Source organism: Rossellomorea sp. YZS02, assembly GCF_033963925.1.
Taxonomy (GTDB): Bacteria; Bacillota; Bacilli; order Bacillales; family Bacillaceae_B; genus Rossellomorea.
In genome coordinates, this window is record NZ_JAXBLY010000040.1 from 1 (window position 1) to 11,866 (window position 11,866).

Here is an 11,866-nt window from a genome sequence, read left to right on the forward strand (position 1 = left end):
CTCCTTGTGGACCTTGTTCTCCTTGAGGACCCTGTTCACCCTGAGGGCCTTGCTCTCCTTGAGGGCCTTGTTCGCCTTGTGGGCCTTGTTCGCCTTGAGGGCCTTGCTCTCCTTGAGGGCCTTGTTCTCCTTGTGGACCTTGTTCTCCTTGAGGACCCTGTTCACCCTGAGGGCCTTGCTCTCCTTGAGAGCCTTGTTCGCCTTGTTCGCCTTGTGGGCCTTGCTCTCCTTGAGAGCCTTGTTCACCCTGAGGGCCTTGTTCGCCTTGAGGGCCTTGTTCGCCTTGAGGGCCTTGTTCTCCTTGAGGGCCTTGTTCGCCTTGTGGACCTTGCTCTCCTTGTGGGCCTTGTTCGCCTTGTGGGCCTTGTTCTCCTTGAGGGCCTTGTTCTCCCTGAGGGCCTTGCTCTCCTTGTGGACCTTGGTCTCCTTGTAGGCCTTGAGGACCTTGTGGGCCTTGAGGGCCCTGCTCTCCCTGTTCTCCCCCTGCCGGCCCTTGTGGACCCTGTTCTCCATTTATCCCTTGTGGTCCCTGTGGGCCTTGGGGCCCTGGAGGACATTTATATGGATAGAAAGAACAGCTTTCAGGCGGTTCATATAAATCTTTAAAATAGTCACCCAATGAATAATTTTGTCTTCCTAACTTCAATTTCTTATGATTATTCTTTTTGTTCAATTTCCTCTCCTCCAGGAAGAAAATCTTAAACAGATGCTGGTCTTGAACAAGAATGCTAATAAAATATACGTTCTAGAGCGATTAGAAAGTGTATTAATCTGTTTTCGGCATCTAATTCTCTCAATCTACAACCGACAGTCATAGATTGAAAACAAACTGCACTATTTAACAATATCTATATATATATGTATTTTTTATGGAGGGAGATGGACACAACGTATATCTTGGTTTTGCAAAAAAAGGTGTACAATGGGACAACGAAAAAGGGTACAAATCCCTTGGATAATGAATTATGTACCCTTACTTTACTGATCAATGAAGGACTTAAATAAAAAGTAGGAGGTATAAGTGTTTTATATTTCATATAAGTAAAAAACGCACCAATATTATCCACTTTAGATTCTCCTCAAGAAATAAAAATGTAACTTTATAGTGTGAGAATCGTATATTTATTATCAATTCTTATTCCACAATATGGCCTTTTAGAGGAATACCCCCAATGAAATTAATCAAGGAAAATGTTAGAGCAGATACTATTATTAAGGCAATAAAATGCCTTCTTCTTACATTCTCCATGAAGCGACGCAACACAAAAAGACAGCCCTGATTTGGCTGTCTCCTCGTTTTTATTTAATTGAACCGAACTCTTCCCATATTTCCTTCAAAAGTCCCTTATCCGTCAGCAGTTCATACCCCGTCAACGCAAGTGCCTTTGCCCCGATTACAAGGGCACGGTCACCCTCGGTGGATTTCGCCGCTTCCCTGAATTCGTTCGTATGGACGACGAGGGATTTGGGCCCGATTTTGATATAGGGATGGATGGTCGGGACCACCCGGCTGACGTTTCCGGCGTCGGATGAGCCGAGTCCTTTTCGTTCTGTATCGTCGAAGGATTCGCCCAGTGACTCGATGGAGCGCTGGAATACTTGATCAAAACGGCGGTTGAGCTGAAAGTGATCGACTTCATTTTGGATTTTGATGACATTCAGTTTCGTCCCCGTGGCAAGGGCTGATCCCTCAGCGATCGCTTTCACTTTCTTCGTAACTTCATTGCACGCTTCCCTGGTTGCCGCGCGTATATAGAAGCGGGCTTTCGCGTAGTCAGGGATGATGTTTGGCGCATCCCCGCCGTGAGTGATGATACCGTGGATACGTACATCATCGGTCACGTGCTGGCGAAGGGCGTTAATGCCGTTGAACAGCTGGATCACGCCGTCGAGGGCATTGATGCCGTCTTCAGGGGAAGCAGCCGCATGGGCAGATCTTCCTTTAAATTCAAAATCAAGGGGGTCCACTGCAAGGGTTTTCCCAGTCTGTGTGGTTCGGTTGAACGGATGGACCATCATGCAGGCGTCCACTCCTTCGAACAAGCCTGCTTTTACAAAGCTGCCCTTTGCACTACCGTTCGGACCGCCTTCCTCTGCAGGCGTCCCGAACACGACCACTTCCCCTCCTGTTTTCTCGAGTACGGACGACAGGGCGATGGCCGCCCCGCAGCTTGCCGTCCCGATGATATTGTGACCGCAAGCATGACCAAGTCCAGGCAGGGCATCATATTCAGCTAGGTAGCCGATGACCGGACCTTCTTTCCCTGAATGTTTGCGTGCCACAAAGGAAGTTTCATGACCCGCCACTCCTTGTTCAATGGTGAACCCGTTTGCTGCAAGCAGGGTGGTCAAAGTCTCTGAAGCAAAGAACTCTTCGTTTCCGATTTCAGGTTGGTCGTGGATCTGATGGCTGGTCGACACGAGTTTCACAGCCAATTGATCCACTGCTGAGAGGATGTTGTGTTTACGATCGGCAATTGTTGCTGGTTGACTCATCTCTTTTCCCTCCTAATGCAATTCACTGACCGGCACGAATGTCGGGATCAGGGAATCTTTGTATGTTTTCTTGATATGTTCCGCTACGTCATCTTCCTGATAGAGCTCCACGATCTTTTGATAAGTCTTATTGTCTTTATCTTTTTCCTGTGCTGCGATGATATTGATGAACGGCTTGGATTCCGCCCCTTCGATATAGATGCTGTCATCAACCGGGACCATCCCTGCTTCAACCGCCACACCATTATTGATGATCGATGCCGCAACATCCGGCAATACCCTTGGTGTCTGGGCAGCGACGACCGGTGTGAATTCAAGATTTTTCGGATTTTCTTTGATTGCTTCGAGACCCTGTGACTGATCAAACCCTTCTTTCAGTTGAATTAAACCTGCTTCCTCCAGTAGAAGAAGGGCCCGGCCAAGGTTTGTTGCCTCTTGAGGAACCGCTACTTTACTGCCTTTCGGTAAGTCTTCTACCGATTTATATTTTTCCGAATAGATTCCCATTGGAGCGATGATCGTCGAGCCAATCGGTACAAGGTCCAGATTATGTTCTTCCACGAAAGAATCAAAATACGAAATCGTCTGGAAGGCGTTCAGGTCGATATCCCCATCGGCCAGCGCCTGGTTCGGTCTCACATAATCAGCAAATTCCACAATCTCGATGTCGATCCCTTCCTTCGCTGCTTTCTCTTTCATATACTCCCAGATCGGCACCCCGGATCCATTCACTCCGACTTTCACGACTTCTTTGTCACCTGAACCGGATGCACTGTTTCCCGAGCAACCACTCAATAGTAAGGTAAATAATAGAATGGCTAAGCTTGCTAGACTGATTGATTTTTTCATATTCCTCTCTCCTATCGTCTCCTGATGATTTTTGATAATGTATTCCCTGCAGTCTGAAGTCCCTGTACCATTACAACTAAAATGATGACAGTGACGATCATGACAGATGTTTCAAATCGCTGATATCCGTAGGCGATGGCGAGATCCCCGAGGCCACCGCCTCCGACTGCCCCGGCCATGGCCGATGCGCCGACAAGTCCGATGGTGGCGATCGTGATATTCAGGACCAGTGTACTCAGTGCTTCCGGGATGAGGATCCCGAAGATGACCTGCCACGGCCCGGCCCCCATGGACTCCGCCGCTTCAATGACACCCGGTTCCACTTCAAGGAGGGAGCTCTCAACCAACCTTGCAATATACGGTGCCGCAAATACGACAAGTGGTACGACTGCTGCAGCCGTTCCGATCGATGTGCCCACTACTAATCTTGTAAAAGGTATGATGGCCACCATCAAGATGATGAACGGGATCGAACGAAACACGTTGATGATGCTGCTTAATACGGAAAAGACGGCTTTATGTTCAAGTAAGTGCCCCTTCCTCGTCACCACGACGATGATACCGAGGGGAAGCCCGATCAACGTGGCGAATAGAAGGGAGAATGACACCATCGCCACGGTATCCCATGTCGCTTCTATAATTCTTGGCCAGAATAATTCCCAGTTAACTTGCACACTTCTCCACCTCGCTTACAAATAATCTGTTTCTCCAATATTCCAGGATTTCTTCTGTTTCCTTTTTGCTGCCGATGATCTGTACGATGAGATTCCCGAACGGCTTGCCCTGAAGTTCCGTGATTTGGCCGAATAAAACATTGATATGGGCATTGAATGTCTTTGCAGTTTCGGACAGGATCGGCGTGCCCGTCGAATCCCCTTTGAAAATGAGGCGGCAAATGCGCCCTTCCTTGCTGTCATTCAATTTATCAAGAACTGATGCCGGCAGCTGATCATTCATAACACTCTTCACAAAGTTTCTCGTCGTTAAGGTCTGCGGGTTTGAGAAGATATCGAAGACGCTTCCTTCCTCCACAATTTCTCCATTTTCCATGACCGCGACCTTGTCACAGATTTCCCGGATAACCCCCATTTCGTGGGTGATCATCACAATCGTAATGCCATACTCCGCGTTAATTCTTTTTAATAGATTCAAAATCGATTCCGTTGTCTGAGGATCAAGTGCCGATGTTGCTTCATCGCAGAGCAGAATCGAAGGCGACGTCGCTAGGGCTCTTGCTATCCCCACCCGTTGCTTCTGCCCGCCTGACAGTTCATCCGGATAATGCTTCGCTTTATCCTCTAGTCCGACAAACGTGAGCAACTCCTTTACTCTTTCGTTGATTTTATCTTTTGGCCATTTTGCCAGTTTCAGAGGATAGGCGATATTCCCTGCCACCGTCCGGGATTGAAACAGATTGAAGTGCTGAAAGATCATCCCTATACGGTGCCGCTCCTTCCTCAAATCGATGGCCGACTGATCCTTCAGGCTGCTCCCCTCTATGAAAATATCACCCGAGGATGGTTTCTCTAAATAATTGAGACAGCGGACAAGCGTGCTCTTTCCCGCTCCGCTGTATCCGATCACGCCATAAATTTCTCCCTTCTTCACTTCGAAGGAAACATCCTTTAAAGCGGTGAAGGGGCCATCCTTCGTCTCAAAAACTTTTGTAACATTCTGAACTCTGATCATACAGGACTTGCTCCTTTCGCTATGTATTCTTCTTGTTGACGATCATGGCTCAAATAAAAAGTGCCCCCCTTCATAAGAAGAGAGGCACAAAAATATGTATATGTCCCGCTCTTCTCATCTTTCAAGTCACATGACTTGATGGAATTGGCACGGTATTCATAAGAACCCGTTGCCGAGGTATCGCAGGGCCAGTCCCTCCACCTCTCTGGATAAGAAGATATCGCTTTATTAAGTTAAAGTTATGATGCGTTTCTGCATTAGGGTAATGGTAAAGGATTTTAGTTGGGTTGTCAATCCTGATTTTGAATTAATTGTATTTGGGAGAACTATTCAACTGGGGACACTTTAACCATTCTTCATTTGGCAAGCAGAAGGACGATTTTCACAAAGGTCCATATATTTACGTCTGCACTTCTGTTTAACTTCCCTTTTTCGAAATAGAAAAATTCCAAAAAACTCAAAAATTATATGGCTTACATGGATTGGATCAAACAAAATTTAGAAAAGCATGCACAACTTCGAGCTCAATATCTAGAGAATATTAATGCTGAATTATTAAACACAGCAGCATTGATAATTCACTGCTTTGTAGTGTGTAAACGATCCTCTAAAGGAATTATACAATTTCCTAGTTTGATACCTTAATATTATTTAAGTTTACACAGAGTTATAAATCCAAATATAATATTTTTTGCCTACTGACATTCAAGTATCTTCCAAAAGGGGTGATTGTATAAAAAGACTGTTATGGGGGGCAAGTATCGTTCTAATGGTGTTTATTTTTGCTTATCATTATGTTCCTCTCTCGAGCGCCCCTTCTTTTAATCAAGAACTTAATGAAGACCTGCAATGGATTACGAAACAAGAAGGCCCAATTGTACCGTGGGGGGTTAAAAGTATAAAAGGAGAAGAGGAAAATGGTGAAAAGTATAAACAAAAAGTAAAAGTGGCCATTCTAGATAGCGGAATAGATAAGGATCATGAGGATTTAAAAAGCAAAATAAAAAAAGAATACAACGCAATAAATCCAGGTGAAGCCGTTGTCGATCACTTTGGACATGGTACTGCAGTAGCAGGAGTGATTGCAGCCAATCCAAATGATAAGGGAATAGTCGGTCTTTCTCCATCTGTGGAGATCTTCTCTGTTAAAGTCTTATCTGACCAAGGAAAAGGAAATGTAAAAGCGTTAAGCAGGGGGATTGAATGGTCTATAAAGCAAAAAGTGGACATCATTAACATCAGTTTAGGTATGCCGAAAGATAAAGCCGAGTTAAAAGCTTCGATCAATGAGGCCCTTGAAGCTGGCATCATAGTCGTTGCTTCTGCTGGAAACAATTATGGCTTTCAAAATGATTATCCGGCTCAATATGACAAAGTCATATCAGTCAATGCCCTTGATGCTAATCTAGAAGTCTCAAGTCTATCATCAAAAGGAAAGATTGATTATTCTGCTCCGGGTGAAGATATTGTCACTACATTAAATGGGAATCGATATGGGACTGTTAAAGGAACATCCATTGCTGCTGCCTTTGTAACAGGAACCATCGCAGCCATTCTATCCAATACAGAAAAATATGATTTACCAAACCGAAACAGTCCTTCTTATTATTCAGCAATTGAAAAGCTATTAAAAAAGCAGTCTATCAAATTAGGCGAAAAGAATAGATATGGGCATGGACTTATTCAACTATAGGGAGGAAGAAAACAGTGAAGTTCACTAAAATAGTATCGTCACTATTAATTTTCACATTAATATTTAGCACATTATCATCCATCACACCAGTATTTGCTGAGGAAAGAGCCAATGAATCATCACTTCAATCAGATATTACACTAGTTGAAAATACCGAAGAAGAAATTACGGTACAAACCAATGCTGAAAAAGAGAATGCCGTTGTATCAGCCACTCTTGATAAAGAGAGTAATACTTTTACTATTAACTCCACAGAAGAAAACGAATTAGGTCAGATGATTGAAAAATCATATAATGTTATAGTGAATACGGCAACAGACGAAGAGTTCATTGCTACGTTCATTGATCAGGAAACCGGGGAGCAGTATGAAGTAAATTCAAATGAATTAAATGCTTCGCTTGTATGGTTGATCCCACTTGGAGTCGTGTTGGGAGAGGCACTAATCGCCCATTTGATTTCTGCAGGACTTGCAGTTGTCATCGCTGGAGTTACCTATACAGCGGTGAAAGAAGTATCTGAGAAATTAAAAAAGAAAAAGCATGACCATTATATGGCTATATTAACTAAAGGCGACTTGTTTATCGGGAACCCTTTGTCAGAAGCTCAAGCAGTATCACGATTGAAATCGAAGGACAAAAAGGCAAATAATGTCTGGTCTGTCTCTTACAGCAAGGCTGCCTTAATCGCTCGAAAAGCTGGTGGAAATAAAGCCCCAATAGGTCCTGAACGTGATAAAGGAAAATCATCAGCTGAAGGATACTACTTTCATTTCCACTTATATAATCGCTCAGGCGGCCACTCATTTTATTATTGATAAAGGGGAAATATGACCATGAGTTCAACAATTGAAGAGCTTTATAAAAGATATAAGCACCTCTCCATTCCGAATCAATACACAATAAAAGAAGCAAAAACATTCTTAATGAGAGAATATTCTGCAGTTTCTTATCCAATAAAAGAAGTAGCTTTCCTCCTATCACCAGATGAGGAGAAAAGACTGGATACTTGTTTTAAACTTGAAGACCCTGAAGTATTGTTAAATTTATTTACTGAACAAGAAAAAAAAGACATCGAAGAATTGAAAGAAATGAATAAACAAAACCCGCTGAACTTGGAAATCGCCACTAAGAGTGAAGTAGAATATACCAGGATTCAAGAAGGACATTATGTCATGGTATTCTTCGGCACCGATCATGAAGGGAAAATCCAAGATGTGAAATTACTCGGCCATAGTCAGAAAATGTTTGATTTAATGACCGTTTTTATTGGAGTAGACCTTAACCAGAGTACACTGGATAATAGGGATTTCCAAGAATACTTGCGTGCTCTCTCTAACCTTGGTTACTTAGATTAGTATCTATTTTAGACGTTATCTTAAAAGCCCCCAATGACATAGGGTTTTGTCTTTGGGGGCTTTCAAGTGACAGTCACTCTCGGAATCATTTCGTAGATTTTATGAGAAAGGCTGATTTATCAATATTAACTACATTTTTTTATAAAAGGGACAGTTGATCCCACCTGTCCCCCTTCACCATATATCTAAATGCTTACCTCTTTATTTTTCAACACCTTAAATGTAACAGCGGCTATTAAAACCGAAAGTATTCCCATCCACAGAACTGCTGCAACAGGGTATAAGAGTGGATACCCGAATAGGTTGATGGTTTTGAAGTGGGCAAACAGGAACTCTACCTTCATGATGTAGAGATAAGAAAATTTCACCATATCGGAGAGCCCTGCTTTCATTGGCACCATTTCTACTGCCATAAAAGGCAGAGAAAATAACGCGCCCGATATGAAAAATGAAATCAGTGAATTTTTACTGATGGATGAAATGAATAGAATCAGAATCGCAAATCCAAAGGCCGCTACAAGATGAATTCCAAGTTGAATCAAATGGAATTCCAGCATATTCAGTCCATAAGGAGAATGATCATACCTAAAAACAAATTGGAGCGGTGTCTCCCAACCCAAATTCCCTAGAATATAGAGCTTAGTTATGACGTTTACTACTTCCCATGAGGCTACCACCGCTAGAGCATAAATGAAAGCTGCTCCAAGCTTCGCCCAAGTTAGATCTGTTCTTCCCTTTCTTGAACTCAGTATGTAATTGTCTACGCCTGTACTGTACTCTCTGGTATAGGTAGAAGAAAGTCCGATTAATAGCATTGCCCCGGTAATGATAAAAGAAAACGTCCCCGTATAGTCAATGATTTCTTTCGGCCCTTTGTGAAAAGAAAAATAGGATAGGTCCACGCTTTCTAACAGCCTCTTTTCAAGACCGGCATTATACTTTGTTGAATTCTCCAGTTCCTTCAGCTTTTGGTTGACGTCTTTTTCTACGCTCTCAATAAACGCAATATTTTCATAGATGCCCGACTGGATTTGATCATTCTCAGAAATGAAACTCCCTTCTGTCCCATTAGCTCTCATTTCCTCTACCTTTTCTTCTGCTTTAATCGTTAGTTGGTCATTAGAGGATTTAGCCTGCTGTATTTTCTCTGACGTTAGGGTTCCTTCCCATGTCTTATAAAATTGCTTCGTCTCATCATCTATCTTCTCGAAGTTTGATATATACATGGACGACAGAAGGATGAGGACCAAAAAGGTAATATAAATCATTTTTTGACTGAAAATCTTATAGAGCTCGAACTTTAACAACCTCATCCTGTCCCCTCCTCTTCATCAAAGTAGTACAAATACAAATCCTCCAAATTGGGTTCCACTCTGACTGCATCAGGATGAGGTTTATCCTCACTGATGATTCGCAATTGAAATCCTTCCTGTATTCTCGAGATATTTCCAATCCTATTTCCAGCTTGTAACTTCTCCAACTCTTCTTCTTCTACGGTTAGTGACCATACTTTTTGTGAGATTCCTGATAACAAATGATTCGGTGATTCTTTTTTGATGAGCTTTCCTTCTTTAAGTATCAGAACTTCTTTTGCAATGAATTCAATGTCCGATACAATATGAGTGGATAGAAGAACGATCCGGTTTGCTGATATTTTCGATAACAGATTTCGAAACCGGATACGTTCTTTTGGATCAAGACCTGCTGTTGGTTCATCCACAATCAGGATTTTCGGATCGTTCAATAAAGCCTGCGCAATCCCAATCCTCCTTTTCATCCCCCCGGAGAATTTTCCTACTTTTTGTTTCCGCTCTCGAGAAAGCCCGACTAATTCTAGTGTTTCATCCACCTTCTCCTTTGCATCCACTTTTGAGAGTCCTTTCAGAGCAGCGATATAATGTAACAACTTTTCAGCTGAGAAATTCTTATACAATCCTACATGCTGAGGTAGATATCCGATCAAGGCACGGTATTCGTGATTCAGGCTGGCTATATCCCTGCCGTTTAGATATATCGTCCCTTCTGTTGGCTTCATTACACTGGCAATGATCCGCATGAGTGTCGTCTTTCCAGATCCATTGGCACCGAGTATTCCATAAACGCCAGTGCTGAATTCCAGGTTGAGTTTATCCAGCGCCTTTTTTTCTGAATGTCTCTCTTTAAACACTTTCGATACTCCATCAATGGTTAAGTTCATAATCTGCACTCCTTTTATAAAACCGAGCAGCTTGTAAAATGACGAAACTAAAGGCTGCTATTATCACTAGCACATAAACGGCAGCAGAAATTGATTCAATCTTCTCAATCACTTCTTCACTGCTTAAAAACACTCCGATTCCTAGCCAAAATACCAATGTCGCCGTGACAGCATGCAATTGTCTCACCCGATTGACAAACAAGAAAGAAATTCCTGTCATGACCGTAAAAGGAGTCATCCAATAAAGCAGCATCTTCCCTGCCCATACATCGCCGCCAAAAAAAGATAGAAGAACCATTGCCACCAGATTGATTCCAACATTGAACACCCCGATGATCAGCATCTTGGATAGGATTATTTCCTGCAAACTGAATGTAAAGGACAGCTCGAGCTCTGCCATACCGGTAAGTCTGCTTTTAAGGATTTCAAATAAGCCAGTGATGGTTGGCAATGGGGCAAGGAGCATCAGCGCCACATAAGGATCTTGATCAGCAATGAATACAGCATAGCTACAAATGAACAAAAACAAGCAGTTTACTAGCCAAAATAAAGGACTGAAATAAAAGATTTCTTGATAAGAATTCTTTATGAATGGCATGATGATTTTCGTGTAACTTTTCCTCCGTTTTTCTTTTTGAGGGACAAATGGCCTAATCGCTTCAATCGTGTTCATCATTTCTGACTCACTTGGATACTCGACATCATAATCATCTAGTTTGAACCCGAGTTCCTTTTCCAGTTCTTCTAACTCAAGGTCCACCTGAGCCTCATCATTTCTTCTGCTGCTGTCCATATTCCTCACCTCTTCCTAATAGTTTCGCAAGTTTTCCAAGTCCCTGTCTAAGCCTGGACTTCACAGTAGATTCACTGGCTTCTGTCATCGAGGCAATTTCATGAATCTTCATCTCATGATAATATTTCAAGATGATGGCATCCCTCTGATACTCTGGTAGCTCGCCGATGGCCATCTTCACTCTCTCCCTTGTTTCTTTTTGAGCGAATATGTAGGAAACATTTGTTCTTTCATTTGTCAGGTATTCCGAAAGCTCGGACTGCTTTTGAGTTCGTTGATGTTCTGCACTTTTCCAATGGTCCCGGCAGTGATTTACTGCGACCGAAAACACCCAGCTTTTAAAGCTGCCAGTGTTCGAATAAGATCCGATTTTCTTAATGACCTTGATAAATATCTCCTGAGTCAAATCATAAGCCAAATCCCTATTTCCTGTTTTCCGATAAACAAAAGCGAAAACATCTTTATAGTATTTACGAGTCAGAACCTCCATCGCAGCCTGGCTGCCACGAAGAATTTCCTGAATAAGCTGCTGGTCTTCATACACGTTCTATCACCTCAATATGTAAGACGAGAAAAGATAAAAAAAAGATTTATATGAGCTAAAAATAATATCCTTGGTGAGTGAATAGTTGTTAACTAAACAGAAGATACTACCAATTATTTCAAACATTATGAACCTGAGCAATGTTCTTCAATTAAGTCACCTTCAATCATTTTGTACACCTTGAAATAAAAGAGGCTGGGACAAAACTAGTCTCTAATAGAAAAAAAGGTGAATTTGAGCGTGCTCAAAT

Annotated in this window: 11 protein-coding genes, 1 pseudogene and 1 riboswitch; of the genes and pseudogenes, 3 read left to right on the forward strand and 9 right to left on the reverse strand. The window is 42.6% G+C overall.

Annotation, left to right across the window (positions count from 1 at the left end):
* From SLH55_RS22875 to SLH55_RS22895, 5 genes and pseudogenes are all read right to left on the reverse strand, one after another.
* Positions 1–513, reverse strand: a pseudogene (locus SLH55_RS22875) (hypothetical protein); the annotation flags it as partial.
* Positions 514–1,299: 786 nt separating this feature from the next.
* Positions 1,300–2,496 carry a M20 family metallopeptidase gene (locus SLH55_RS22880; RefSeq protein ID WP_320324541.1) on the reverse strand — a complete coding sequence of 399 codons (1,197 nt, stop codon included), beginning with the start codon at positions 2,494–2,496 and terminating at the stop codon, positions 1,300–1,302.
* A gap of 12 nt (positions 2,497–2,508) precedes the next feature.
* The gene (locus tag SLH55_RS22885; protein WP_320324542.1) at positions 2,509–3,345 is read right to left on the reverse strand and encodes a MetQ/NlpA family ABC transporter substrate-binding protein; all 837 of its coding nucleotides are present in this window, start codon (positions 3,343–3,345) and stop codon (positions 2,509–2,511) included.
* Between the two features lie 11 nt (positions 3,346–3,356).
* Positions 3,357–4,019, reverse strand: coding sequence for a methionine ABC transporter permease (locus tag SLH55_RS22890; protein WP_320324543.1), 663 nt, complete (start codon positions 4,017–4,019; stop codon positions 3,357–3,359).
* Positions 4,009–5,034 (reverse strand): methionine ABC transporter ATP-binding protein, encoded by a 1,026-nt coding sequence (locus SLH55_RS22895; RefSeq protein ID WP_320324544.1) that lies wholly within the window; start codon positions 5,032–5,034, stop codon positions 4,009–4,011. The genes SLH55_RS22890 and SLH55_RS22895 overlap by 11 nt, the downstream gene beginning before the upstream one ends.
* Before the next feature lie 111 nt (positions 5,035–5,145).
* A riboswitch (SAM riboswitch) is annotated at positions 5,146–5,250 on the reverse strand.
* 553 nt (positions 5,251–5,803) lie between these two features.
* Between SLH55_RS22895 and SLH55_RS22900 the strand changes: the two genes are divergently transcribed.
* The 3 genes from SLH55_RS22900 to SLH55_RS22910 are packed head-to-tail and all read left to right on the forward strand — an operon-like array spanning position 5,804 to position 8,082.
* The gene (locus SLH55_RS22900; protein WP_320324545.1) at positions 5,804–6,727 is read left to right on the forward strand and encodes a S8 family peptidase; all 924 of its coding nucleotides are present in this window, start codon (positions 5,804–5,806) and stop codon (positions 6,725–6,727) included.
* Positions 6,728–6,741: 14 nt separating this feature from the next.
* Positions 6,742–7,542, forward strand: a complete 801-nt coding sequence (locus SLH55_RS22905; RefSeq protein WP_320324546.1) for an SAR2788 family putative toxin — start codon at positions 6,742–6,744, stop codon at positions 7,540–7,542.
* 18 nt (positions 7,543–7,560) lie between these two features.
* Positions 7,561–8,082, forward strand: coding sequence for a hypothetical protein (locus tag SLH55_RS22910; protein WP_320324547.1), 522 nt, complete (start codon positions 7,561–7,563; stop codon positions 8,080–8,082).
* 185 nt (positions 8,083–8,267) lie between these two features.
* On the opposite strand, the gene SLH55_RS22915 is transcribed toward SLH55_RS22910, so the two are convergent.
* From SLH55_RS22915 to SLH55_RS22930, 4 genes are read right to left on the reverse strand one after another with little or no spacing between them, the layout of a single operon-like run.
* Positions 8,268–9,395: a hypothetical protein gene (locus SLH55_RS22915; RefSeq protein WP_320324548.1), complete on the reverse strand. Its 1,128-nt coding sequence runs from the start codon at positions 9,393–9,395 to the stop codon at positions 8,268–8,270.
* Entirely contained in the window at positions 9,392–10,279 is an 888-nt protein-coding gene (locus SLH55_RS22920) for an ABC transporter ATP-binding protein (protein WP_320324549.1), read from the reverse strand. Before SLH55_RS22920 ends, SLH55_RS22915 begins: the two co-directional genes overlap by 4 nt.
* Positions 10,263–11,072, reverse strand: coding sequence for a hypothetical protein (locus SLH55_RS22925; protein WP_320324550.1), 810 nt, complete (start codon positions 11,070–11,072; stop codon positions 10,263–10,265). Before SLH55_RS22925 ends, SLH55_RS22920 begins: the two co-directional genes overlap by 17 nt.
* Positions 11,050–11,616, reverse strand: coding sequence for an RNA polymerase sigma factor (locus SLH55_RS22930; protein WP_320324551.1), 567 nt, complete (start codon positions 11,614–11,616; stop codon positions 11,050–11,052). The genes SLH55_RS22925 and SLH55_RS22930 overlap by 23 nt, the downstream gene beginning before the upstream one ends.
* Positions 11,617–11,866: the final 250 nt, after the last annotated feature.

Excerpts from the sequence above, each read along its gene's own strand:
- SLH55_RS22915 (WP_320324548.1), bottom strand. The coding sequence starts at position 9,395 with ATGAGGTTGTTAAAGTTCGAGCTCTATAAGATTTTCAGTCAAAAAATG.
- SLH55_RS22920 (WP_320324549.1), bottom strand. The coding sequence starts at position 10,279 with ATGAACTTAACCATTGATGGAGTATCGAAAGTGTTTAAAGAGAGACAT.
- SLH55_RS22895 (WP_320324544.1), bottom strand. The coding sequence starts at position 5,034 with ATGATCAGAGTTCAGAATGTTACAAAAGTTTTTGAGACGAAGGATGGC.
- SLH55_RS22925 (WP_320324550.1), bottom strand. The coding sequence starts at position 11,072 with ATGGACAGCAGCAGAAGAAATGATGAGGCTCAGGTGGACCTTGAGTTA.
- SLH55_RS22900 (WP_320324545.1), top strand. The coding sequence starts at position 5,804 with ATGGTGTTTATTTTTGCTTATCATTATGTTCCTCTCTCGAGCGCCCCT.
- SLH55_RS22880 (WP_320324541.1), bottom strand. The coding sequence starts at position 2,496 with ATGAGTCAACCAGCAACAATTGCCGATCGTAAACACAACATCCTCTCA.
- SLH55_RS22885 (WP_320324542.1), bottom strand. The coding sequence starts at position 3,345 with ATGAAAAAATCAATCAGTCTAGCAAGCTTAGCCATTCTATTATTTACC.
- SLH55_RS22910 (WP_320324547.1), top strand. The coding sequence starts at position 7,561 with ATGAGTTCAACAATTGAAGAGCTTTATAAAAGATATAAGCACCTCTCC.